The organism is Streptomyces sp. NPDC005070, assembly GCF_053600395.1.
In genome coordinates this window covers 25,324-49,706 of record NZ_JBSFZS010000061.1, presented here as the reverse complement: position 1 = coordinate 49,706, position 24,383 = coordinate 25,324, and the positions used below count along the sequence as shown (strand labels likewise).

Annotated in this window: 18 protein-coding genes; 4 read left to right on the top strand and 14 right to left on the bottom strand. The window is 73.3% G+C overall.

The genetic code is table 11. The features are described 5' to 3' along the window. Positions 1 to 346: 346 nt before the first annotated feature. Complete coding sequence (locus ACWEBX_RS21575) at positions 347 to 1,039, bottom strand: metal-dependent transcriptional regulator (RefSeq protein ID WP_103554111.1); 693 nt, start codon at positions 1,037 to 1,039, stop codon at positions 347 to 349. A 359-nt stretch (positions 1,040 to 1,398) separates the two neighbouring features. On the opposite strand from ACWEBX_RS21575, the gene ACWEBX_RS21570 reads away from it, so the two are divergent. Further along, positions 1,399 to 2,154, top strand: coding sequence for an SIS domain-containing protein (locus tag ACWEBX_RS21570; RefSeq protein ID WP_451886447.1), 756 nt, complete (start codon positions 1,399 to 1,401; stop codon positions 2,152 to 2,154). 41 nt (positions 2,155 to 2,195) lie between these two features. On the opposite strand, the gene ACWEBX_RS21565 is transcribed toward ACWEBX_RS21570, so the two are convergent. Then, positions 2,196 to 3,578, bottom strand: coding sequence for a PAS domain-containing protein (locus tag ACWEBX_RS21565; RefSeq protein WP_451886446.1), 1,383 nt, complete (start codon positions 3,576 to 3,578; stop codon positions 2,196 to 2,198). 773 nt (positions 3,579 to 4,351) lie between these two features. On the opposite strand from ACWEBX_RS21565, the gene ACWEBX_RS21560 reads away from it, so the two are divergent. Further along, positions 4,352 to 5,416, top strand: coding sequence for an isopenicillin N synthase family dioxygenase (locus ACWEBX_RS21560; protein WP_451886445.1), 1,065 nt, complete (start codon positions 4,352 to 4,354; stop codon positions 5,414 to 5,416). Positions 5,417 to 5,496: 80 nt separating this feature from the next. Here ACWEBX_RS21560 and ACWEBX_RS21555 read toward each other — a convergent pair whose 3' ends face one another. After that, complete coding sequence (locus ACWEBX_RS21555) at positions 5,497 to 6,597, bottom strand: citrate synthase 2 (protein WP_451886444.1); 1,101 nt, start codon at positions 6,595 to 6,597, stop codon at positions 5,497 to 5,499. 452 nt (positions 6,598 to 7,049) lie between these two features. Between ACWEBX_RS21555 and pdxH the strand changes: the two genes are divergently transcribed. After that, positions 7,050 to 7,688 (top strand): pyridoxamine 5'-phosphate oxidase, encoded by a 639-nt coding sequence (gene pdxH, locus ACWEBX_RS21550; RefSeq protein WP_451886449.1) that lies wholly within the window; start codon positions 7,050 to 7,052, stop codon positions 7,686 to 7,688. Positions 7,689 to 7,744: 56 nt separating this feature from the next. Here the strand turns inward: pdxH and ACWEBX_RS21545 are convergent, their stop codons facing one another. The 8 genes from ACWEBX_RS21545 to ACWEBX_RS21510 all read right to left on the bottom strand — a co-directional run bounded on the left by ACWEBX_RS21545 (position 7,745) and on the right by ACWEBX_RS21510 (position 17,910). Beyond that, complete coding sequence (locus ACWEBX_RS21545) at positions 7,745 to 8,362, bottom strand: TetR/AcrR family transcriptional regulator (RefSeq protein WP_382792782.1); 618 nt, start codon at positions 8,360 to 8,362, stop codon at positions 7,745 to 7,747. Further along, positions 8,350 to 9,084 (bottom strand): enoyl-CoA hydratase family protein, encoded by a 735-nt coding sequence (locus ACWEBX_RS21540; protein ID WP_451886443.1) that lies wholly within the window; start codon positions 9,082 to 9,084, stop codon positions 8,350 to 8,352. Before ACWEBX_RS21540 ends, ACWEBX_RS21545 begins: the two co-directional genes overlap by 13 nt. Then, positions 9,081 to 10,646 (bottom strand): 4-coumarate--CoA ligase family protein, encoded by a 1,566-nt coding sequence (locus tag ACWEBX_RS21535; protein WP_451886442.1) that lies wholly within the window; start codon positions 10,644 to 10,646, stop codon positions 9,081 to 9,083. The genes ACWEBX_RS21540 and ACWEBX_RS21535 overlap by 4 nt, the downstream gene beginning before the upstream one ends. Before the next feature lie 17 nt (positions 10,647 to 10,663). Then, complete coding sequence (locus tag ACWEBX_RS21530; RefSeq protein WP_451886441.1) at positions 10,664 to 11,824, bottom strand: acyl-CoA dehydrogenase family protein; 1,161 nt, start codon at positions 11,822 to 11,824, stop codon at positions 10,664 to 10,666. Positions 11,825 to 11,961: 137 nt separating this feature from the next. After that, positions 11,962 to 13,842 carry an acetyl/propionyl/methylcrotonyl-CoA carboxylase subunit alpha gene (locus ACWEBX_RS21525; protein WP_451886440.1) on the bottom strand — a complete coding sequence of 627 codons (1,881 nt, stop codon included), beginning with the start codon at positions 13,840 to 13,842 and terminating at the stop codon, positions 11,962 to 11,964. 8 nt (positions 13,843 to 13,850) lie between these two features. Next, entirely contained in the window at positions 13,851 to 15,449 is a 1,599-nt protein-coding gene (locus ACWEBX_RS21520) for an acyl-CoA carboxylase subunit beta (RefSeq protein ID WP_451886439.1), read from the bottom strand. Beyond that, a complete protein-coding gene (locus tag ACWEBX_RS21515; RefSeq protein WP_451886438.1) occupies positions 15,446 to 17,119 on the bottom strand; it encodes an acyclic terpene utilization AtuA family protein in 1,674 nt (557 codons plus the stop codon). Before ACWEBX_RS21515 ends, ACWEBX_RS21520 begins: the two co-directional genes overlap by 4 nt. Next, on the bottom strand, positions 17,116 to 17,910 hold the full coding sequence (locus tag ACWEBX_RS21510) for a TIGR03084 family metal-binding protein (RefSeq protein ID WP_451886437.1): 795 nt from the start codon (positions 17,908 to 17,910) through the stop codon (positions 17,116 to 17,118). The genes ACWEBX_RS21515 and ACWEBX_RS21510 overlap by 4 nt, the downstream gene beginning before the upstream one ends. Before the next feature lie 151 nt (positions 17,911 to 18,061). On the opposite strand from ACWEBX_RS21510, the gene ACWEBX_RS21505 reads away from it, so the two are divergent. Further along, on the top strand, positions 18,062 to 18,832 hold the full coding sequence (locus tag ACWEBX_RS21505) for an SDR family oxidoreductase (protein ID WP_451886436.1): 771 nt from the start codon (positions 18,062 to 18,064) through the stop codon (positions 18,830 to 18,832). Positions 18,833 to 18,888: 56 nt separating this feature from the next. Here ACWEBX_RS21505 and ACWEBX_RS21500 read toward each other — a convergent pair whose 3' ends face one another. From ACWEBX_RS21500 to ACWEBX_RS21490, 3 genes are all read right to left on the bottom strand, one after another. Continuing rightward, complete coding sequence (locus ACWEBX_RS21500; protein WP_451886435.1) at positions 18,889 to 19,845, bottom strand: EamA family transporter; 957 nt, start codon at positions 19,843 to 19,845, stop codon at positions 18,889 to 18,891. Positions 19,846 to 19,982: 137 nt separating this feature from the next. Beyond that, complete coding sequence (locus ACWEBX_RS21495) at positions 19,983 to 21,107, bottom strand: lipid II:glycine glycyltransferase FemX (RefSeq protein ID WP_451886434.1); 1,125 nt, start codon at positions 21,105 to 21,107, stop codon at positions 19,983 to 19,985. 46 nt (positions 21,108 to 21,153) lie between these two features. After that, the gene (locus ACWEBX_RS21490) at positions 21,154 to 24,105 is read right to left on the bottom strand and encodes an FAD-binding and (Fe-S)-binding domain-containing protein (protein ID WP_451886448.1); all 2,952 of its coding nucleotides are present in this window, start codon (positions 24,103 to 24,105) and stop codon (positions 21,154 to 21,156) included. Positions 24,106 to 24,383: the final 278 nt, after the last annotated feature.

Sequence of the window (24,383 nt, the reverse complement as noted above, 5' to 3'; positions counted from 1 at the left end):
GCCGAAAGGCGCCGGGGCCCTCTCCGCGTCTGCGGCACATCCTCACGCCCCCTCCCCGACCGTGCAGGATCGCTCCCGGACACGGTCAAGAGCCCTCAGGTCATATGCCTCACGCGACAGCCTTGCACGCAAACGGTCTCGGCGCTGCGATTCGGCACACTGAATCTTGGTTTCGAGATGGTCGCGGAAGCATCACAACTGCCCCTTCCATCACAGCAGTTGACCCGTCCGGGGCGGTACGGACGGGGGTGTCCGGCGTGCTCCCGGACGCCGACGTGGAGGTCAGCGACTGCCGGCCTCGCGGTCGGCGCCCGGGAACTGCCCCTCGCGGGTACCGGAAGGCGCGTCAGCGCTTGGCGACGAACACATGCGAGGCAACGTCCGCCTCCAGCTCCGCGGCCTCACCGCCGCTGCCGACGAGGACCCCGCCGGCCGACTCGGTCACGCTGACCACGGAACCGGGCTGCACGCCCGCCCGCCGCAGCGTGTACATGAGCTGGGCGTCCGTCTGGATCGGCTCCCCGATCCGCCGGACGACCACGGTCTTGCCGTCCAGACCCGGGTCCAGCTCGGACAGCGCCACCATGCCCTCGTCCAGGAACGGGTCCGCGCCGTCCTTCTCGCCCAGCTCCTCCAGGCCCGGGATCGGGTTTCCGTACGGCGACTCGGTCGGGTGGCGCAGCAGTTCCAGCACGCGCCGCTCCACCGCCTCGCTCATCACGTGCTCCCAGCGACAGGCCTCCGCGTGCACCTGCTCCCACTCCAGGCCGATCACGTCGACGAGCAGGCACTCGGCGAGACGGTGCTTGCGCATGACGCGGGTGGCCAGCCGCCGCCCCTCGTCCGTGAGCTCCAGATGCCGGTCGCTCGCCACCGCCACCAGACCGTCGCGCTCCATCCGCGCCACTGTCTGGCTCACCGTCGGGCCGCTCTGGTCGAGCCGCTCCGCGATCCGGGCGCGCATGGGGACAACGCCTTCCTCCTCCAGCTCGAGGATGGTGCGGAGATACATCTCCGTGGTGTCGATCAGTCCGGACATTCGTGCCCCTCGATTAGCTCTGCCGGAGACTCGATGGCCCACCGGCGTGTGCGCTGGCCCTGAACTCAATTCTGACGCATAGCACTGACAACCGTGCCTCGCCGTCCGAACCGCTTGGCAACGATCGCCTCGGAATCCACGCGGACGAGGACCCGCCCGGCCGGCGGGCGCCCTCGCCGCCGCGCTCGCGGGCGCCCCGTAAGCCGTATTGACAGGGCAGTGGTCCAGACCGCAACGTGATCCGCGACACGACGGGAGTACGGCCGCGCCGGGCGACCGGTTCAGCCGTCCGCCCGCCCCGCGCCGACCCGGCGCCGACGAGATCTCCAAGCCGACGAGACTTCTAAGGGGCTTCGCCGATGAGCGACAGCAAGCTGGCCGGGCAGTTCTTCGACGCCGCGATCGGCCTGCTGCGGCAGGTACGGGACGAGGACGCCGGGGAGATCGAGGCGGCCGGGAACCTGATCGCGGACACCGTCGTGGAGGGCGGCCGGCTCTTCGCCTTCGGCGCCGGTCACTCCTCGCTCGCCGCGCAGGACATCGTCTACCGCGCGGGCGGTCTCGCCCTGATGAACCTGCTCGCCGTACCGGGAGTGGTGGGCGTCGACGTCATGCCCGCGACCCTCGGCTCCGCCCTGGAGCGGGTCGACGGTCTGGCGAGCGCGGTCCTGGACTCCAGCCCGCTGCGCTCCGGCGACCTGCTGGTGATCATCTCGCTCTCCGGCCGCAACGCGCTTCCCGTCGAGATGGCGATGAACGCCCGCGCCCTGGGCGTGAAGGTCATCGGCGTCACCTCCGTCGCCTACACCACCGAGACGACGTCACGGCACGTGTCGGGGACCTACCTCAAGGACCACTGCGACGTCGTCCTCGACTCGCGGATCCCGGTCGGCGACGCGGAACTCACCCTGGACTCCATCGAGGCACCCTTCGCGCCCGCCTCGACCGTCGTCACCTCGGCCCTCCTCCAGGCCGTGATGGCCACCGCGGCCGGCGCCCTCGCCGACCGCGGCATCGAGCCGCCCCTGCTCCGCTCGGGCAACGTCGACGGCGGCCACGAGTGGAACGGCCGGGTCATGACGGAGTACGGGGACCGGATCTTCTACCGCCGCTAGGCCGTGTCCGGCGGATCGGGCCGGAGGAGGCTCACGGGGCTCTAAGCCTTGTCCGCGAGTTCCTCCAGGTCCAGGGCCGTCGCGATCCGTACGGCCACGTCCTCCGCGTACATCGCGTCCGAGCGCTCGAACCGGCTGCGGCCCGCGCCCCGCAGGAACGTCACGACGCCGAGCGTCCGGCCGCGGCTGCGCAGCACCGCGCACAGGGCGTACACGGAGTCGCGCGGCCACTGCCGGGCCAGGGCCCATTCGCGCGCCTGCTCGGGGTCGGCGGCGGCCGCGTCGGCCCGGACCGAACCGGCGCGGTCCACGCACTGGAGCGCGGGGTGCCCCTCCCCGTAGCGCAGGGGCAGTCCGGCCTTGCCGGTGATGTGGCTCGGTCCGGGCGACCCGGCGGGCGTGGCGACGGTCCGTACGAGCCGGACGGGCCCCTCCCCGCCGGCCGGCCGGCCCGGGGCCACCCGGTCGACCAGGGCGTGGTCGGCGAAGCCCGCGAGGGCGAAGTCGAGGTGGACGGCGGCGGCCTCGCCCGGGTTCTCGCACTCGGCCGCGGCCCGCGCGGCACGGTGCAACTGGTTGGCGCGGAAGCGCAGCAGCGCCGCCTCCTGCTCGGTCTGCTTGGCCTCGGTCACGTCCTGGAAGAGCCAGCCGACACCGAGCGGTACGGGCTCCTCCGCGAGCGGCGAGGCGAGCCGCACGAAGCCGCTGCGCCAGCACCGCCGCTTCTCGCCCTCCGGCGTGCGCAGGCTCACCCACATCTCCGCGGGGGCCGGTGGCGCGCCTTCGGACAGGACGTGGGTGAGGGCGCTCTCCAGTTCCTCGACGCCCTGGGAGAGCAGGTCCCCCAGAGGCCGGCCGAGGGCGGAGCTGCGTCCGGTGCCGAGGGCCTGCGCGGCGTACGCGTTGACGACGGCGGGCCGCAGGTCCGCGTCGACCAGCACCACACCCCAGCCGGCGTCCTCGAAGAGCGCCTCGCTCAGGGCGATCGACCGTTCGAGGTCGATCTGGGTGTGCACCTCGCTGAAGGCGCAGTACACCCCGGCGGGCTTGCCCTCCGGACCGCGGACGGCGGCGGACTGGGTGCGGACGAGCACCCTTCCGCCGTCCTTGGTGAGGAGCGCGAACTCGTGCACCTGGCGGCCGGGCGCCTCCATGGCGGACATCAGCCGGCCCTCGACCTCCTGGGCGTCCGCGGTGCGCACGGCCCAGCCGGCGAATCCGCGCCGCCCCACCGCCTCGGCCGCCGTCCACCCGAGAATGCGCTCGGCCTCGCGGTTCCAGTGGGTGAGGACGCCGTCGGCGTCGAAGGCGCACAGGGCGGCGTCCATGCCGTCCAGCAGCGCGGCAAGCAGATCGGAGCCGTCCGGCTCGGGCTCGTCCGGCCCCAGCTCGTCGGTGGTCCCACTACGCCGGGAAGCACTCACCTGGACCCCCTACAGGCTGCGTCCGTGTGTACGGCGCGACAGTTCGCTCGCTCATCACCATTCAACTCGAACGTGACCCAGCCCACACCTCGTTCCCCGAAGATGCCCGAAGACGAGGGAAATCCCTGTGCGCCGCGAACAGCGCGGACGACGCGAATAAATCGCTTGAGCCTCCCGGGACGGGTTCCTAGAGTTCTCCACACGTAGGAGAGGAGGTGGTTCGGCTCATGACGGAAACCCGGACATACGAGGTGACTGCGGGCTAGCGGCCCGCTGTCGGACTCGGTTCGGCGCCGGACCGGCATGCGACACGCATGCAGCCGGCCCAATCCAACGCAGTCACCCGACCCGTGAGCTCGCCGGTGCGTCCGGCCGGCCCCGTCGCCGCGAGGCGGAGGGACCCGAGCTCACGGGTCGTCCGCGTTCCCGGCCCGCGCCCGTCGCTTTCGGGCGGACCCCGGTGAACGCGGACCCCGGTGAACGCGGACCCCGGTGAACGCGGACCCCGAGCGATCGCGGACCTCCGAGCCGTCGCAGACCATCGAGTGATCCAGGTCACAGATGGTTCGCGGGGAGAGCAGTACGCTGTGGCCATGCTTCCGATGCTCGTCCGACGCCGCCACGTGGATTTCCTGCGCGTCACGAGCATGGGCTGTCGGCGCTCCGCCTGACCGGCCCCCTTCGCACGGCTTCTTCCCCTCCCCGGCACCCGTGGCCCCCGCCCCACCCCCGGCGGCCGCCCCGGGCACCCGTATACCCCGCGGACGCACCTCATGACGACGAACACGTCTTCCACGTATTCCACCGCTGCCCCGGACGAGCGGCCCCCGGCCCCGTACCAGCAGCTTCCGATCATCGACCTCTCGGCCGCCGACCGCGGCCCCCAGGCACGGGCGCTGCTGCACGCGCAGCTCCACAGCGCCGCCCACGACGTGGGGTTCTTCCAGCTCGTCGGGCACGGAGTGACCGAGGCCGAGACCGACGCGCTGCTGCGGGCCATGCACCGGTTCTTCGCGCTCCCCGAGGCCGACCGGCTGGCCCTCGACAACGTCTTCTCACCGCACTTCCGCGGGTACACGCGGACGGGCGACGAGCGCACCGGCGGCAGCCGGGACTGGCGGGACCAGCTCGACATAGGCGCCGAGCGGCCCGCGCGGGCGCCTGGTCCCGGCGAGCCCGCGTACTGGTGGCTCCAGGGGCCGAACCAGTGGCCGGCCGCGCTGCCTGAGCTGCGGACGGCCGCGCTGGCCTGGATGGAACGGCTGAGCGCGGTCGCGGCCCGGCTGCTGCGCGAGTTGCTGAGCGCCATCGGGGCTCCGGCCGGCTTCTACGACTCGATCTTCGGCGAGCGGGCGCACCCGCACCTGAAGCTGGTGCGCTACCCGGGGAGCGCCGGCGACGGGGCCGATCAGGGCGTGGGCACGCACAAGGACTACGGATTCCTGACGCTGCTGCTCCAGGACCGGATCGGCGGGCTCCAGGTGCAGCGCGAGGACGGCCGTTTCCATGACGTGCCGCCGCTGCCGGGTGCCTTCGTGGTCAACCTGGGCGAACTCCTGGAGGTCGCGACCGACGGGTATCTCGTGGCGACCAACCACCGGGTGGTGAGCCCGGCCGGGGCCACCGAGCGGTTCTCGGTGCCGTTCTTCTACAACCCGCGCCTGGACGCCCGGATCGAGCCGCTGCCGTTCCCGCACGCGGCCGCCGCGCCCGGCGTCACCGACGACCCGTCGAATCCGCTCTTCGCCGAGTACGGCTTCAACGAACTCAAGGGCAAGCTGCGGGCGCATCCGCTCGTCGCCGCCCGCCACCACGTGGAGCTGCTCGCTCCCGCGTGACGACGGACGGCCTCGCAACGGGGTCGGTGCGCACCGCACAGGCCGGTGCGCGCCGCACGGGTCAGTGCGCGCCGCACGGGTCAGTGCGCGATGTCCTCGAAGCCCTCGATCTCCTGGACACCGCGCGTGCCGGGGCCCACGTAGTGCGCGGAGGGGCGCACCAGGCGGCCGGTGCGCTTCTGCTCCAGGATGTGCGCCGACCAGCCCGCGGTACGGGCGCACGTGAACATGGACGTGAACATGTGTGCCGGGACCTCGGCGAAGTCCAGGACGATGGCCGCCCAGAACTCGACGTTCGTCGCGAGGACCCGGTCCGGGCGGCGGGCGTGGAGCTCGGCGAGGGCGGCCTTCTCCAGCGCTTCGGCGACCTCGAAGCGGGGCGCGCCCAGCTCGCGCGCGGTGCGGCGCAGCACCCGGGCGCGCGGGTCCTCGGCGCGGTAGACGCGGTGGCCGAAGCCCATGAGGCGCTCGCCGTTGTCGAGGGCCTGCCGGACGTAGGCGTCGGCGTCCCCGGTGCGCTCGATCTCCTCGATCATGCCGAGGACACGGGAGGGGGCGCCGCCGTGCAGCGGGCCCGACATGGCTCCCACGGCCCCGGAGAGCGCCGCGGCGACGTCCGCGCCGGTCGAGGCGATCACACGGGCGGTGAAGGTGGAGGCGTTCATGCCGTGCTCGGCGGCCGAGGTCCAGTAGGCGTCGACGGCGGCGACGTGCTTGGGGTCCGGCTCGCCGCGCCAGCGGATCATGAACCGCTCGACGACGGACTGGGCCTTGTCGATCTCGTTCTGCGGGACCATGGGCAGGCCCTGCCCGCGGGCGGACTGGGCGACGTACGACAGGGCCATGACGGCGGCGCGGGCGAGGTCCTCGCGGGCCTGCTCCGCGTCGATGTCGAGGAGGGGTTTGAGGCCCCAGACGGGCGCGAGCATCGCGAGCGCGGACTGCACGTCGACGCGGATGTCGCCGGAATGGACGGGGATCGGGAACGGCTCGGCGGGCGGCAGGCCGGGGTTGAAGGCGCCGTCGACGAGGAGTCCCCAGACGTTGCCGAAGGAGACGTGGCCGACGAGGTCCTCGATGTCGACGCCCCGGTACCGGAGGGCGCCGCCCTCCTTATCGGGTTCGGCGATCTCCGTCTCGAACGCGACGACTCCTTCGAGTCCGGGTACGAAGTCGGACATCAGGCGGCTCCTCGTGATGTGTGCGACGGATGGTGTTGTCGGGGTGGTGGTGACCCTGCGCCCCTGTGGGGGTGACGGTCGACGGTGAGGCGCTGCGCCGGCCGGTTCCGCGGTCGTCTGCGAAGACTCCCGAATGTTCTTCGGTCGGTCTCCGCCGACTCGCGGTCCGAAAGCGGTCACCCCGGTGATGCCCCGTACGACTGGTCCTCCAACCGGAACGGCACCAGCACGATATCCCCGAGTGCCATCTTCAGGGAGAGAACGCGGCACTGAGTGCCACTGCGTGACGAAGCACACCCGCTCGCGCACCCGGCCCGCGCGGGGCCCCGATACGGCAGGATGACGGCGTGAACGATCGTGTCCCGGACGAATCCACGAACGAGCCCCTCATCAAGGCCGCGGCCGAGGCCGCCGAGGCCGCGCACGAGAAGATCGCCGCCGACCCGGCCTCCATGCGGGCGCACTACCGCGCCGAGGGACTCGACGAGGGCGATCTCGCCCCGCACCCGATGGAGCAGTTCTCCCGCTGGTTCGAGCAGGCGGCGCAGGCTGCGGTACATGGTTTCGTGCACGAGCCGAACGCGATGGTCGTCTCCACGGCGGACGCCGAGGGCCGGCCCAGCTCGCGCACGGTGCTGCTCAAGGGGTACGACGACCAGGGCTTCGTCTTCTACACGAACTACGACTCACGCAAGGCCCGCGAGCTGGCCCACAACCCGTACATCTCGCTGCTCTTCCCGTGGCATCCGCTGGCCCGGCAGGTCATCGTCACCGGGACGGCGCGGCGCACGGGCCGGGAGGAGACCACCGCGTACTTCCGCACCCGCCCGCACGGCTCCCAGCTCGGCGCCTGGGCGAGCACCCAGTCCACGGTCATCTCCGGGCGCAGCGAGCTGGATGTCGCGTACACGGAGCTGGTCGCCCGCTACCCGGAGGGCGAGCAGGTGCCCGTGCCGCCGCACTGGGGCGGTTTCCGGATCGCCCCGCAGACGGTCGAGTTCTGGCAGGGCCGCGAGAACCGGCTCCACGACCGGCTCCGCTACGTGGCCCGGTCCGACGGCGGCTGGCGGATCGAGCGGCTCAGCCCCTGACCGGGGGCCGGGAACGGCGCGGGGCCGCGGCTCGGCCGCGCGCCGGGGCCCGCGGCTCAGCCGAGTGTCTCCTCCACGATCGTCCCCCACTGCGCCACGACCCGCTCCCTGCGCGCCGTGTCGTCGGTGAGCAGGTTCGCGAGGCCGAGACCGCGCGCCATGTCGAGCAGCCCCTGCACCGTCTCGCGCACCCCGGGCCGGGACTCGTCCGCGCCCAGCAGGTCCACCGCGATGCGGTGGCTCTCGCGGCCGACGCGCCCTTCGAGCTCGGTCACCCGCGCACGGAGCTGGTCCTCGTTCGAGGCCGCGACCCACAGGTGGAGGGCGGCGCGGAACAGCGGCCCGGTGTACAGGCCGACGAGGGCCTCGACGACGGCACGCCGGTCGGCGGGGCCGTCGGGGAAGAGGTCCCGCAGGGCGCTGGAGCGTTCCTCGGCGACGTACTCGACGGCCGCCGTGAAGAGGTCCTCGCGGGTGGGGAAGTGGTGCTGGGCGGCGCCCCGGGACACCCCGGCGCGCTCGGCGACGACGGAGACCGTGGAACCCGCCCAGCCGTGTTCGGCGAGGCAGGCCACGGCGGCGGCCAGGAGCCGCTGCCGGGTGGCCCGGCTGCGGTCCTGTTTGGGGACGTGCGGAGTACGTGCCGCGTGTTCCGTCGCGCTCACACCACCCATGCGGGATCCCGTCGTTCGAGGAAGGCCGTCATCCCCTCGCGGGCCCGCGCGGAGGAGAACAGCCGGGCCGAGAGCGCGGTGAGGTCCGCCGCGTCCCGGTCGAAGGTCTCCAGCACCTTAGCCGTGAGCAGCGCCTTCGTCTCGGCGAGGGCGTCGGGGGCCGCCCGGCGCAGCCCGTCGAGGATGGGCGCGAGGACGGCGTCCACGTCGTCCCCGGACGCCGTGAGGAGCCCGGTGCGTACGGCCTCGGGGGCGTCGAAGCGTTCGCCGGTGAGGTAGTACCGGGCGAGTGCGCGCGGGTCGGTGCGAGGCAGCAGCGGCAGCGAGATGACGGCGGGGGCGACCCCGATCCGTACCTCGGTGAAGGCGAAGCTCGCCGCCTCGCCCGCCACCGCGATGTCACAGGCCCCGAGCAGGCCGAGGCCGCCCGCCCGGACGTGTCCCTCCACCCGGGCCACGACGGGCCTGCTCAGCTCGACGATCTGCCGCAGCAGGCCGACGAAGGCCTCCGGAGGCGGCGGATCACGCAGATCGGCACCCGCGCAGAAGGTGTTCCCGGTGTGGGTCAGGACGACAGCGCGTACGTCGCCGTCCTTGCCGCAGCGGGTGAGCGCGTCGGTGAGCTCGCCCACGAGGACGCCCGACAGCGCGTTGCGGGTGGCGGGCGAGTCCAGGGTGAGCGTGGTGATGCCGCGCTCGTGTTCCGTGCGGACGACGGTCATGACGGGCCTCGCAGTTCGCGGCGCAGGATCTTCCCGGAGACAGCCCTCGGGACGGCGGCGATGAAGGTGACGATCCGGACCCGCTTGTACGGGGCGACGCGCTCGGCGACGTACAGCATGACCTCGTTCGCGGAGAGGTCCGCGGCCGAGGGCTGGCGCACCACGAAGGCGTGCGGGACCTCGTTGTTGTCCTCGTTGTAGGACCCGATGACGGCGGCGTCGGCGATGCCGGCGTGGGTGAGCAGCAGTGCCTCCAGTTCTGCGGGGGCGACCTGGAAGCCCTTGTACTTGATGAGCTCCTTGACGCGGTCCACGACGAACAGCCAGCCGTCCTCGTCGACATGACCGACATCCCCGGTGTGCAGCCAGCCGTCGGGGTCGATCATCGCGGCGGTCGCGTCGGGCCGGCCCAGATAGCCCTTCATGACCTGGGGTCCCCGGACGACGATCTCACCGCGTTCCCCGACGCCGACGTCCTTGTCCGGGTCGTCGAGGGAGACGATGCGCATCTCGGTGCCCGCGACGAGTTTGCCGACCGTTCCCGGGGGCGGGTTCTCGGCGTCCAGCGGGACGACGTGCGTGCCGGGCGACAGTTCGGTCATGCCGTAGGCCTGGCCCACCGGCGGCAGCCCGAGCCGGGCCGAACAGGCGGCCGCGAGCGCGGCGTCCAGGGGTGCGGCCGCCGAGACGATGTACTCCAGCGAGGACAGGTCGTACTCCGCGACGGCGGGGTGCTTGGCGAGTGCCAGGACGATCGGCGGCGCCACGTACAGACCGGTGATGCGGTGTTCCTGGATGGCGCCGAGAAAGGTGTCGAGGTCGAAGCGGGGCAGCACGACCACGGTGGCGCCCTGCCGCAGGGGCGCGTTCATCAGGGCCGTCAGTCCGTAGATGTGGAAGAACGGCAGCACGGCGAGGATGCGCTCGCCGGGGTTCATCGGCATGGCCGGCGAGAGCTGGGCGAGGTTGGTGGCTATGGAGCGGTGGGTGAGCATCACGCCCTTGGGGACGCCCGTGGTGCCCGAGGAGTACGGGAGCGCCGCCACGTCCTCGACGGGGTCGATGTCCACCCGCGGTTCGGGCGCGGTGCTGCCCAGCAGGTCGAGCATGGACCGGTGGCCCTCCGCCTGGTCGCAGACGAAGATCTCCCGTACGCCGCCCGCGAGTTCGGCGGCCCGGCGGGCCGTCTCCAGCAGGGGCGAGACGGTCACGATCCAGCGGGCCGAGGAGTCCAGGAGCTGCTTGGCGAACTCCTCCGCCGTGGCGAGCGGGTGCACCGTGGTGACCGACGCCCCCGCGCGCGTGGCCCCGTAGAAGACCACGGGGAAGGCGATGGTGTTGGGGCTGAGCAGGGCGAGCACGTCGCCCTTGCGCAGCCCCGCCTCGGCGAACGCGGCGGCCAGCCGCCGGTGGAACTGGTCGACCTGCGCGTAGGTGAGCGTGGTGCCGTCGACGCCGTCGACGAGCGCGGGCGTCTCGCCGCGCTCGGCGGCGCGGCCCAGGACGGCCTCGTGAATGGGTTCCTCGACGGCCGGTACATCTGCGTACTCGCTGCGGAACACGGTTCCTCCTAGAGCGCTCAGTACGACTTGGGCAGGCCCAGGGTCTGGTGGGAGACGTAGTTGAGAATCATCTCCCGGCTCACCGGCGCGATACGAGACACGCGCGCCGCCGTAATGAGGGAGGCGAGGCCGAACTCCCGGGTGAGGCCGTTGCCCCCGAGGGTGTGCACGGCCTGGTCGACGGCCCGTACACAGGCCTCACCGGCCGCGTACTTGGCCATGTTGGCGGCCTCCCCCGCCCCGACGTCGTCGCCCGCGTCGTACAGGTACGCGGCCTTCTGCATCATCAGCCGGGCCAGTTCGAGCTCGATGTGGGCCTGCGCGAGGGGGTGGGCGATGGCCTGGTGCGCGCCGATCGGCGCCTTCCAGACGGTGCGGTCCCGCGCGTACTCCACGGCCCTGGCGAGCGCGAAACGGCCCATGCCGATCGCGAACGCGGCCGTCATCACGCGCTCCGGGTTGAGACCGGCGAACAGCTGCAGCAGTCCCGCGTCCTCGTCGCCGACCAGCGCGTCGGCCGGCAGCCGCACCTCGTCCAGGGTGAGCTCGAACTGCTTCTCGGCACTGGCCAGTTCCATGTCGATCTGGCGCCGGCCGAAGCCTTCGGCGTCACGCGGGACGATGAACAGGCAGGGCTTGAGGCTGCCGGTGCGCGCGTCCTCCGTGCGGCCCACGATGAGCGTCGCGTCGGCGATGTCGACGCCGGAGATGAACACCTTGCGGCCGGTCAGGACCCAGTCGGTGCCGTCACGGCGGGCCGTGGTCGTGATGCGGTGCGAGTTGGAACCGGCGTCGGGCTCGGTGATGCCGAACGCCATCGTGCGGGTGCCGTCCGACAGGCCCGGGAGCCACGCCTGCTTCTGCTCCTCGGTGCCGAAGCGGGCGATGACCGTGCCGCAGATGGCGGGCGAGACGACGAGCATCAGCAGCGGACAGCCCGCCGCACCCAACTCCTCCAGGACGATGGACAGTTCGGCGATGCCGCCGCCTCCGCCGCCGTACTCCTCCGGGAGGTTCACCCCGAGATAGCCGAGCTTTCCCGCCTCGGCCCACAGCTCGTCGGGGTGACCGCCCTCGGCGACGGCCTTGGTGAGGTACTCGCGGCCGTAGCGCTTGCCGAGAGCGGCGACCGCGGAACGGAGCGCCTTGTGTTCGTCGGTCTCTGTGACGGGGCTCATGAGGGCTCCTCGGTACGGAAGTACGGAAAGTGCGGGAGTACGAGGGTGCGAGAGGTGCGGGAGTACGAGGGGTGCGGGAGGACGAGGGGTGCGGGAGGACGAGGGGTGCGGGAGGGCGAGGGGTGCGGGGCGCCGGTTCACCCGGCGGCGTCCGTCGGCACCTCCCCGGGTGCCGTTTCCTCGCGCACGACGGCCAGCAGCGCGCCCACCTCCACCTGCTGTCCGACCACGGCGTGCAGGGCGGTGAGCGTCCCCGCCGTCGGTGCCGAGATCCTGTGCTCCATCTTCATCGCCTCCAGCCACAGCAGCGGCTCCCCGGCCCGCACGGCGGCGCCCTCGGCGAGCCCCTCGGCCACCCGGACCACGGTTCCGGGCATCGGGGCGAGCAGCGAGCCCGGAGCCCGGTCCGCGGCCGGATCGGGGAAGCGGGGGAGCTCGGTCAGCGCGGTCGCGTTCACGAAGACCCGGCCACCGTCGTACCGCGTGACCTCGAACGTCCGCCGCACGCCCGACACTTCGAGGACGACACGGCCTGCGTCGGCGTGCAGCACGCGCACCCCGTCGGCCGCGAGGCCCTGACGCGTGTGCCGGTACGCGGCCTCGTGCTCGGCGCCGTGTATCCGGTAGCGCCTCGTCTGCGGAGCCGACGCCAGGTTGCGCCAGCCGCCGAACCGGGAACGCCCGTGCGCGTCGGCCAGGGCCGCGGCCAGCGGGGCGTACGGGTCCGGGGCCGGCTCGGTCAGCGCGGCGAGGTGACGGTCGTAGAACCCGGTGTCCATCCGGGCCCCGGTGAACTCCTCGTGCCGCAGCGACCGTACGAGCAGATCGCGGTTGGTGACCGGGCCGTGGAGCGTGGCCCGCTCCAGGGCGCCGGCCAGCTTCCGCACGGCCTCCGCGCGGGTGGCGGCGTGCGCGACGACCTTCGCGAGCATCGGGTCGTAGTGGATGCCGACCGAGTCGCCGTCGGCGAACCCGGTGTCCAGCCGGACGCCGTCCGGGACGGCGAACCTGTGCAGGATGCCCGTCTGCGGCGCCCAGGCGCCCGCCGGGTCCTCCGCGTACAGCCGGGCCTCGACCGCGTGGCCCCGCGCGGGCGGGGGCTCGCTCTCCAGCCGCTCCCCCTCCGCGACCCGCAGTTGCAGGGCCACCAGGTCGACCCCGAACACCGCCTCCGTCACCGGGTGTTCGACCTGGAGGCGGGTGTTCATCTCCAGGAAGTGCGCGGTGCCGTCGGCGACCAGGAACTCGACCGTGCCGGCGCCGACGTAGTCCACGGCGCGGGCGGCGCGCACCGACAACGCGTAGAGCTGCCGCGTGAGTTCATCGCCCAGTCCGGGTGCGGGCGCCTCCTCGATCACCTTCTGGTGGCGGCGCTGGAGGGAGCAGTCGCGGGTGCCGAGCGGCCAGACCGTGCCGTGCGCGTCGGCCAGGATCTGCACCTCGACGTGCCGGCCGCCCTCCACGTACGGCTCGACGAACACCTCGCCGTCACCGAAGGCGCTCAGCGCCTCCGCCCGGGCCGCCTCCAGCTCGGTGTCCAGGTCCGCCAGTTCACGGACGATCCGCATCCCGCGGCCGCCGCCGCCCGCGGCGGCCTTGACCAGCACCGGCAGGTCCCCGGCGGTGACCCGTTCCAGCGGTGCGAGCCCCATCAGCTTCTTGGCCCGCGTCTTGGACGCCATCGCCTCGATCGCCTCGGGAGACGGTCCGACCCACACCAGTCCGGCGTCGATCACCGCCCGTGCGAAATCCGCGTTCTCCGACAGGAACCCGTACCCCGGGTGCACCGCGTCCGCGCCCGCGTCCAGCGCGGCCCGCACGACGAGATCGCCCCGCAGATACGTCTCGGCGGGCGTCGCACCCGGCAGCCGCACCGCGGCGTCCGCCTCCCGCGTGTGCAGGGCGTTCTCGTCGGCGTCGGAATACACCGCGACGGTGCGCACCCCGGCCTCGCGGCAGGTGCGGAAGACCCGGCAGGCGATCTCGCCCCGGTTGGCGACCAGCAGACTCGCAATCACGTGATCCCTCACATCCGGAAGACGCCGAAGCCACCGCGCGCGCCCTCGAAGGGCGCCGTGTGGATCGCGGACAGGCACAGGCCGAGGACGGTGCGGGTGTCGCGCGGGTCGATGACCCCGTCGTCGTACAGCCGCCCGGACAGGAACATCGGCAGCGACTCGGACTCGATCTGCTGCTCCACCATGGCGCGCAGCGCCGCGTCGGCGTCGTCGTCGTACGGGTGGCCCTTCGCGGCGGCCGACTGCCGGGCGACGATCGACAGGACGCCCGCGAGCTGCTGCGGTCCCATCACGGCCGATTTGGCGCTGGGCCAGGCGAACAGGAACCGCGGGTCGTAGGCCCGTCCGCACATCCCGTAGTGGCCGGCTCCGTAGGAGGCGCCCATGAGCACCGACAGATGCGGGACCCGCGAGTTGCTCACCGCGTTGATCATCATCGCGCCGTGCTTGATGATGCCGCCCTGCTCGTACTCCTTGCCGACCATGTAGCCGGTGGTGTTGTGCAGGAAGAGCAGCGGGATGTCGCGCTGGTTGGCCAACTGGATGAACTGGGCGGCCTTCTGGGACTCGGCGCTGAACAGCACGCCCTGCGCGTTGGCGAGGATGCCGACCGGGTAGCCGTGCAGGCTCGCCCAGCCGGTGGTCAGGCTCGTCCCGTACAGCGGCTTGAACTCGTCGAAGTCCGAGCCGTCGACGATCCGGGCGATCACCTCGCGCGGATCGAAGGGGTGCTTCAGATCGCCGGGGACGATTCCCAGCAGTTCGTCCTCGTCGTACTTGGGCGGCTCGGCCGGGGCGGGATCGCCGTACGCCTTGCGGTGGTTGAGCCGGGCGACGACCCGGCGGGCCTGGCGCAGCGCGTCCCGCTCGTCGACGGCGAAGTAGTCCGCGAGGCCCGACACGCGCGCGTGCATCTCCGCGCCGCCCAGCGACTCGTCGTCGCTCTCCTCGCCCGTGGCCATCTTCACCAGCGGCGGACCGCCGAGGAAGACCTTCGCCTTCTCCTTGACCATGATCACGTGGTCCGACATGCCGGGGACGTACGCGCCGCCGGCCGTCGAGTTCCCGAAGACCACGGCCACCGTGGGGATCCCGGCCGCCGACAGCCGGGTGAGGTCGCGGAAGATCGCGCCCCCGGGGATGAAGATCTCCTTCTGCGAGGGCAGATCGGCGCCGCCCGACTCGACCAGGCTGATGCAGGGCAGCCGGTTCGCGAGGGCGATGTCGTTCGCCCGCAGGGCCTTCTTCAGGCTCCAGGGGTTGCTGGCGCCGCCGCGCACGGTCGGGTCGTTGGCGGTGATGAGGCACTCGACGCCCTCGACCACGCCGATACCGGTGACGAGCGAGGCGCCCACCGTGTAGTCGCTGCCGTAGGCCGCGAGCGGCGACAGCTCCAGGAAGGGCGTGTCGGGGTCGAGCAGCAGCTCGATGCGCTCGCGGGCGAGCAGCTTGCCGCGCTTCCGGTGCCGCTCGACGTACTTCTCGCCGCCGCCCGCGAGGGCCTTGGCGTGCTCGGTGCCGAGGTCGGCGAGCTTGGCGAGCATGACCTCGCGGTTCGCCTGGTAGTCCTGGCCGCCCACGTCCAGGGCGGACGAAAGGACCGTCATAGCAGGACCTCCGGGATGTCGAGGTGACGGGAGCGGAGCCATTCGCCGAGTGCCTTGGCCTGCGGGTCGAAGCGGGCCTGGGAGGCGACGCCTTCGCCGAGGATTCCCTCGACCACGAAGTTGAGGGCGCGCAGGCCGGGCAGGACGTGCCGGACGACCCGCAGCGGGCGGCTCTCCGGGATCAGCTCCCGGAAGCGGTCGGCCGTCAGTTCGTGGGCGAGCCAGCGCCAGGCCTCGTCGGTGCGGACCCAGACGCCGACGTTGGCGTTGCCGCCCTTGTCGCCGCTGCGGGCGCCCGCGACGAGACCGAGGGGAGCCCGGCGGGCCGGACCCGCCGGCAACGGCTCGGGCAGGGGCGGTTCCTCGAGTGTCTCCAGTACGAGCGTGTCCTGGGCCGGGATCACCGAGAGACGGCTCCCGTCGGGCAGGACGGCCCTGTGGTCGACGGCGCCCTGGGGGACGTACACATCCTCGAAGACCCCATAGGGCGCGCCCTTCCCCGGGGGCGCCACCACATGGAATCCGGGGTAACTGGCGAGCGCCAGCTCGATGGCCGCCCCGCTCAGCGCGCGTCCCACGGTGGCCTGGTCGGGATCGCGGACGACGAGCCGCAGCAGGGCGCTGGCGGTCTCCTCGGTGTCCGCGTCGGCCCGGTCGGTGCGCACCAGTTCCCAGCGCACCTCCGCGGGCGGCGTCTTGGCGAGGGCGTCGCCCATCTGCTCGCGCACCAGCGCGGCCTTGGCCTCGATGCCGAGTCCGGTCAGGACGAAGGTCACCTCGTTGCGGAAGCCGCCGAGCCTGTTGCGGCCGACCTTGAGGGTGGGGGGCGGTGCCTCGCCGCGCACGCCCTCGATCCGCACCCGGTCGGGGCCGTCCTGGACGAGCCGTACGGTGTCCAGGCGGGCGGTGACGTCGGGTCCCGCGTACCGGGCGCCCCCGGTCTCGTACAGAAGCTGCGCGGTGACCGTGCCGACGTCGACGAAGCCGCCGGTGCCGGGGTGCTTGGTGATGACGCAGCTCCCGTCCTCGTGGATCTCCGCGAGCGGGAAGCCGGGGCGGCGTACGTCGCCGTCGCCGAAGAAGGAGTAGTTGCCGCCGGTGGCCTGGGTCCCGCACTCGAGCACGTGCCCGGCGACGACGGCTCCCGCGAGCCGGTCGTGGTCCGCGGGCCGCCAGCCGAAGTGCGCGGCGGCGGGCCCGGTGACCAGGGCCGCGTCGGTGACCCGTCCGGTGACCACGATGTCCGCGCCCGCCGACAGGCACTCGGCGATGCCGAAGCCGCCGAGGTAGGCGTGGGCGGCGAGACTGCCCGGGTACGCGGGCGTGAGGTCGTCGCCCTCGACATGGGCGACGCGCACCGGGATGCCGAGCCGGCCGGCCAGTTCCCGTACGGCGTCGGCGAGCCCCGCCGGGTTGAGGCCCCCGGCGTTCGTCACGATCTTCACGGACCGCTCGTGCGCCAGGCCGAGACAGTCCTCGAGCTGCCGCAGGAAGGTGCGGGCGTATCCGGCGGCGGGGTCCTTCAGCCGGTCCCGGCCCAGGATCAGCATGGTCAGCTCGGCGAGGTAGTCACCGGTGAGGACGTCGAGTTCGCCGCCGGTGAGCATCTCGCGCAGGGCGTCGAAGCGGTCGCCGTAGAAGCCGGAGACGTTGCCGATGCGCAGCGTCACTCCGTGTCCTCCTTCGGCGGGCGTCCGTCGCCGGGCGGGCCCGCGAAGGCCTGGGCGATGTCGAGCCAGCGGTCGGCGTCGGGCCCCTCGGCACGGACGTCGACGTCGGCGCGGTTCGCCCGCTGGGTGACCAGCAGACAGAAGTCGAGGGCGGTGCCGGTGACGCGCTGGGGGGCGTCCTCGGGGCCGTAGGTCCAGGTGTCGCCGGAGGGGGCGAGGATCTCCACCCGGAACTCCTCGGCGGGCGCGGCGAGCCCGCGCGCGGCGAAGGCGAAGTCCCGTGTGCGCACCCCGATGCGGACCACATGCCGGAGCCGGTCGGTGGGGGCGCGGACCACACCGAGGGCGTCGGCGACGTCCTGGCCGTGGGCCCAGGTCTCCATGAGCCGGCCGGTGGCCATGGAGGCGCCGGACATGGGCGGGCCGTACCAGGGGAAGCGGGTGCCCGGCACGGCCTCCCGCAGGGCCCGGTCCAGCGCGGCGCGCCCCGTGCGCCAGCGCGCCAGCAGTTCGGCGGACGGCAGCCGGGCCCCGTCGTCGGCGCCGTCGTCCACGAACGTCGTGGGCGCCGCGAGCGCCTTCTCGACGAGTCCGTGGAAGGCGTCGGCGTCAGTGACGGACAGGAGCGCGGAGTGGTCGGTCCAGGCGAGGTGGGCGATCTGATGGGCGACGGTCCAGTGCGGCGCGGGCGTCGGGAGCGCCCACTGCTCCGGACCGAACTCGGCCACGAGCCGGTCGAGTTCTTCGCTTTCGTCACGCAGATCGTCGAACACGGGCGTCGGATCGGACATGGGGGGAGCATCTCAGCGGGCTCAGAAACAATCAAGCATGCTTGCATCAATTTATTTCTCCGCTTCCCGCCCCGAACCTGTCACACCTCCCGTCCCCGGTCCGTCATACCGATGACGACGCGGCAAGAGGGACACAGAGGGAGACGTGAGCATGAGCGAGACCAAGAAGATCGCGGTGGCCGGGGCGACCGGGCGGCTCGGGCGGCATGTCGTGGACGTGCTGACGGAGCGCGGGCACACGGTCGTACCGATGTCCCGGGCCACCGGGGTCGACGTCGTCACCGGCGCCGGACTGGCCGAGGCGCTGGAGGGTGTGGACGTCGTGATCGACGCGTCCAGCACGCCCTCGCCCGACCGGGAGGTGGCGACGGAGTTCTTCACGGCCGCGGCCCGCAATCTGCACGAGGCCGGGCAGAAGGCCGGGGTCGGCCGGCTGGTCGTCGTGTCGATCATCGGCATCGACGCCTCGGTCGCCGGTTACAACGCGGCCAAGCTGGAGCACGAGCGCGCGGTGCTGGCGGGACCGGTGCCGGTGCGGGTGCTGCGGGCGGCGCAGTTCCACGAGCTGGTGGAGCAGTTCACGCAGTGGGGGCGCCAGGGCGACACCGTCCACGTCCCGAGGATGCGGACCCGGCTCGTCGCGGCGCGGACCGTCGCGGAGGCGCTGGTGGAGATGGCGGAGGCGGAGGAGGCACCGGGGGCGCGGGCCCCGTTCCCGGAGGTGGCCGGTCCGCGCGAGGAGAGCCTGGAGGAGGCGGCCCGGCTGCTGCTGTCCCGCCGGGACCCGGCCGCGAAGGTGATCGCCGTGAGCGACCCGGCCAACCCGGAGCGGGACCTGTTCGAGAACGGCGGCCTGCTCCCGGGTGCGGACGCCCGGCTGACGGGCCCTGCGTTCGCGGAGTGGCTGGACACGGCTTCCTGAGCCAGGCGCGCCCCGGCGGCCGCCGGGGCGCGTGGCACCCGGGGCGCCTGGTGGGGTCAGGGGGCGTCGAGCGGGAGTGTTGCCTTGCCTCGGCCCACCTGGGTCCGCACCGCGCCGATGCTCGCGCCGATGACCAGGGCGATCGCGGCCGACTGGGTCGCGGACAGGGACTGGTCGAGGATGAGGAAGCCCGCTGTCGCGGCGATCGCGGGCTCCAGGCTCATGAGGACCGCGAAGGTGGAGGCGGGCAGGCGGCGCAGCGCGAGGAGTTCGAGGGTGTAGGGCAGGACCGAGGAGAGAACCGCGACCGCGGAGCCGAGCGCCACCGTGGTCGGGTCCAGGAGCCGGGTGCCGGACTCGGCGATCCCCAGCGGGAGGAACAGCAGCGCCGCCACGGCCATGGCCAGCGCGAGCCCGTCGGCCTGCGGGAAACGGCGGCCCGTACGGGCGCTGAAGACGATGTACGCCGCCCACATCGCGCCCGCCCCGAGCGCGAAGGCCACGCCCACCGGGTCCAGGGAGCCGAACCCTCCGCCGCTCAGCAGGAAGACCCCGCACAGGGCGAGGCCCGCCCAGACCGCGTTGACCGCGCGGCGGGAGGCCAGCACCGAGAGGGCGAGGGGGCCGAGCACCTCCAGGGTGACGGCGGCGCCGAGGGGGATGCGGGCGACCGACTCGTAGAAGAGGCCGTTCATCGCGCCCATGGCGATGCCGAAGACGGCGACCGTCCCCCAGTCGGCGCGCGAGTGGCCGCGCAGCCGGGGACGGCAGAACACGAGCAGGATCACCGCGGCGGCGAGCAGACGCAGGGTCACCACGCCGAGCGCGCCGGCCCGCGGCATGAGGGTCACCGCGAGGGCGCCGCCGAACTGGACCGAGATCCCCCCGGCCAGCACCAGCCCGACGGGCCCGAGGGAACCGAGACGACCGGGCGCGCCGCCCGGGGACACGGGGGCGTGCTCCGTCCCGGGAACGGGTGCGGACGACGAGGTGGTGGCGCTGGGGGTGCTCACGGGCGGTCCTGGAGGCTGGCTACGGTCGGGCGTTCATCACGATGCACTACCGAGTCCAGGGTAGTGGACTTCGTCAGGAGTGTGAACCGCTTATGGAGCTGTCCTGGATGCTGAGACCGGGACCGGCCCGTTCCGCCTCAGCGACGGGACATGTAGACGTCCAGCGCCTTGTGCAGCAGCCGGTTGATGGGGAGGTCCCACTCCCCGAGGTACTCCGCCGCCTCGCCGCCCGCCCCCGCCTTGAAGCGCAGCAGTCCGACGAGGTGGTCGCTCTCGTCGAGGGTGTCGGTGATCCCGCGGAAGTCGTACACGGCGGCGCCCAGCGCGTGGGCGTCGCTCATCATGCGCCACTGGATGGCGTTGTTGGGCTGCACCTCGCGCTTGCGGCCGGTGGAGGCGCCGTAGGAGTACCAGACATGGCTGCCGACGGTCAGCATGGTGGCCGCGGCCAGGACGTCGCCCTCGTGGCGGGCGAGATACAGCCGCATGCGGTCGGGGTCCTCGGCCGTCAGCGAGGTCCACATCCGCTGGAAGTACGGCAGCGGGCGCGGGATGAAGCGGTCCCGTTCCGCCGTCTCCGCGTAGAGCTCGTAGAACGCGGGCAGGTCGTCGTAACCGCCCCTGACCACCTCGACGCCGGCCTTGTCGGCCTTCTTGATGTTGCGCCGCCACTGCTGGTTGAGGCCCTTGTGGATCTCCTCCAGGGAGCGTCCGGCGAAGGGGACCTGGAAGACGTAGCGCGGCTGGCCCGCCGCGAAGCCGTCCTCGCCGCCCGGCTCGGTCCGCTGCCAGCCCATGGCCCGCAGCCGCTCGGCGATCTCGGCGGCGCCCGGCTCGTGCGAGGAAGCCGTCACCTCGCCGAGGCGCCGCGCCACCGGATCGGCGATGGCCGTCTTGACCGTGTCCGCGCTCCAGCGGCGCGTGACGACGGGCGGGCCCATCTTCACGGTGAACGCGCCGCGTGACTTCAGATGCGCGACCATCGGCCGGAGCCAGCGTTCGGCGAGGTCCGGGTCGTGCCAGTCGATGACGGGACCCTCGGGCAGATACGCGAGGTACCGCTTGACCTTCGGCAGCGGGCGCAGGAGCACGAGACCGGTCCCTCGGAGGCGGCCGTCCGCGTCGAACCAGCCGAGGCTCTCCGCACGCCAGTCCGGCTTCACGTCCCCCCAGGACGGCACCTGCATATGGCTGGCCGAGGGCCGCGAGCGGACGAACGCCAGATGTTCGTCGCGGGTGATCGACTGCAGGCGGAGGGTCATGCGGGTCGCTCCTCGAAGTCCTTCGGCCGGTGACGTCCCAGCGTACTTACGCGGTTCCCGCGGACCCGTCGTTCCGCGGGCCGTCGTCCAGCGCCTGTGCCAGTACCTCCGCCAGGTGGCGGCCCCGGCGGCCGGAGAGCTGGGCCAACTGGGTGCGGCAGGAGAAGCCGTCGGCGAGGATCACGGCGGTCTCGCCGGCCGCCCGGACCGCCGGCAGGAGCTGTTCCTCCGCGCAGGCCCGCGACACCTCCTCGTGGCCCTTCTCGAAGCCGAAGTTGCCCGCGAGTCCGCAGCAGCCGCCGGCGAGGGTGCCGGTGAGGCCCGCAGCCTCGCGCAGCCGGCGTTCGGCCCCGTCGCCGAGGACCGCGTGCTGGTGGCAGTGCGTCTGGCCGGCCGCCGGGCGGTCCAGGCGGGGCGGGGTCCAGTCCGGCGCGTGCCGTTCCAGTGCCTCCGCGAAGGTCACCACCGCCGCCGCCAGCCGCGCCGCGCGCGGGTCGCCGGGCAGCAGCTCGGGCAGGTCCGTGCGCAGGGCCGCGGCACAGCTCGGCTCCAGCACGACGACCGGGAGGCCGTCCATGGAGAGGTAGGGCTCCAGGAGGTCCAGGGTGCGGCGCAGGACGGCGCGGGCGCGGTCGAGCTGGCCGGTCGAGACGTACGTCAGTCCGCAGCACACGCGCTGCCGGCGGCGCGGGAGCAGCGCGCCCGGGCGGAGGGGGCCCCTGGTGACCCCGTCGCCGACGGGCCCGTGGCGCCACACCCTCCTCGGCGGCAGCAGCACCGCCAGTCCGGCGGCCTCCAGGACCCGTACGGCGGCACGTCCGACGGAGGGTTCCAGGTGCTCGGTGAAGGTGTCCGGCCACAGGAGGACCGTCCTGCCCCCGAACCCCGGGAACAGCTCGGCCCCGGGCCGCCGCCCCTCGCGGCCCGCCCCGCCCGCTCCACCCCGGCGCCGCTCCCGCACGTACGCCCGTGCCCGGTCCCGGAACCGGGCCGACCACCACTGGCTGAACGTCTCCGGGGCCAGCCGCGGGATGTCCCGTCCGGGTGCGACCCCGGCCAGGCGCTTGGCCGCGGCGGCCACCGGGGACAGGGACACGAGGGAGTTGACGAGCCGGGCCGAGCGGGTGCGGGTCACGGCCGCGAGCCAGAAGGGGAGCCGGCCCAGGGCGTAGTGGGCGGCGGGACGGCGGCGGCCGGCGTAGTGGTGGTGGAGGAACTCCGCCTTGTACGTGGCCATGTCGACGCCGACCGGGCAGTCGGACCGGCATCCCTTGCACGACAGGCACAGGTCCAGCGCGTCCCGGACCTCCGTCGAGCGCCACCCGTCGGTGACGATCTCGCCGGCGAGCATCTCGTGCAGCAGCCTGGCCCGGCCGCGTGTGGAGTGCGCCTCCTCGCCGGTCGCCCGGAAGGAGGGGCACATGACCCCGTCGCCGCCCGGGGCCGTTGCCGTCCGGCACTTGGCGACACCCACGCAGCGGCGCACCGCCGCCGAGAAGTCGCCGCCGTCCGCCGGATAGCCGAACTCCACGTCCACCGGCCGGTGCGGCAGCACCGCGAAGCGCAGGTTCTCGTCCAGCCGGTGCGGGCGGACGAGCATGCCGGGGTTGAGCAGGCCGCGCGGGTCCCAGAGGTCCTTGGCCCGCTCGAAGAGGCGGACCATGTCGGCGCCGTACATGGCCGGCAGCAGTTCCGCGCGGGCCTGCCCGTCCCCGTGCTCGCCGGACAGGGAGCCCCCGTGGGAGACGACGAGGCGGGCGGCCTCCTCCGAGAAGCGCCGGAAGCGGGTGACGCCCGCCGCGGAGATCAGGTCGAAGTCGATCCGGACGTGGACGCAGCCGTCGCCGAAGTGCCCGTACGGGGTGCCGTGCAGGTCGTGGGCGGCGAGCAGGGCGCGGAAGTCGCGGAGGTACGCGCCGAGCCGGGCGGGCGGCACCGCGCAGTCCTCCCAGCCGGGCCAGGCCTCGCCGCCGAGCCCGCGGCCCCGGCCGGACAGGGCGTCGTCCCCCGCGTACGGCATCCGGGTCGCCGTGCCGCTCGCGTCCTCCCGCAGCCGCCACAGCGCCCGCTGCCCGGCCGGGTCGGTGACCACCAGGGCGTCCCGTACGTCGGCGGCCCGCACGATCGTGTCCGCACGCGCGCGTGCCTCGGCCGGCGATCCGCCGCCGGTCTCCACGAACAGCCAGGCCCCGCCGGCCGGCAGCGCCGCGCCGGCGGGCACGAGATCGGCGGCCATCCCCTCCACGGTCAGCGGCCCGTACCCGAGCAGGCCGGCCGCGGCGTCCGCGGCCGCGCTCTCGTCGGGGTAGGCGAGGACGGCCAGCGCCCGCGCCCGGGGTGCCTCGACCAGTCGTACGACCGCCTCGGTGAGCAGGCCCCAGGTGCCCTCGGAGCCGCAGAACGCGCGGGCGGTGTCCGCGCCGCGCTCGGGCAGGAGCGCGTCGAGGGCGTACCCGGAGATCCGCCGCGGGAGCTCGGGGAAGCCGGTCCGCAGCAGCGCCAACTCGCTCTCGACCAGGGCCCTCAGGCCGTCCGGGGCGCCCTGCCAGGCCCGGCCGAGGCGGCGGGTGTCACCGGCCGCGCCGACGACGGTGAGTTCCCGCACGTTGTCCGCGGTGGTGCCCCAGGCGACCGAGTGGGAGCCGCAGGAGTTGTTGCCGATCATCCCGCCGAGGGTGCAGCGGCTGTGGGTGGAGGGGTCGGGGCCGAAACGCAGGCCGTGCGGGGCCGCGGCCTCCTGGAGGCGGTCGAGTACGGCACCGGGCTGGACGACGGCCGTACGGGCTTCCGGGTCGACCGCGAGGATCCGGTTCATGTGCCGGGTGAAGTCGAGGACGACGCCGGTGCCCGTGGCCTGCCCGGCGATCGAGGTGCCGCCGCCGCGCGCCACGACCGGCACCGCGTGGGCGCGGCACACGGCGAGCGCGGCGGCCACGTCGTCGGCGTCCCGCGGAGCCACCACACCGAGCGGTACGCGCCGGTAGTTGGAGGCGTCCATGGTGGTCAGCGCCCGCGCCGTCACGTCGAAGGAGACCTCGCCGCGCACGGCCCGCACCAGCTCGGACCGGAGCTCGTCGGACGGCGCTTGCGGCCCTCCTGCGGGGAGCCCGTCCGGCCCGTCCCCGGACGGACCGCCGAGCCGTCCGGGGGCCCGTCCCCGACCTCGCCGCCGGGACCGCCCGCCCGGTTCACCCTCGGCCTGTCCGTCGGGACGCCCGGTCCGCCTCTCCCCGGCCTGTCCGTCGGGCTTCCCCTCGGGCTGTCCGTCGGGCTTCC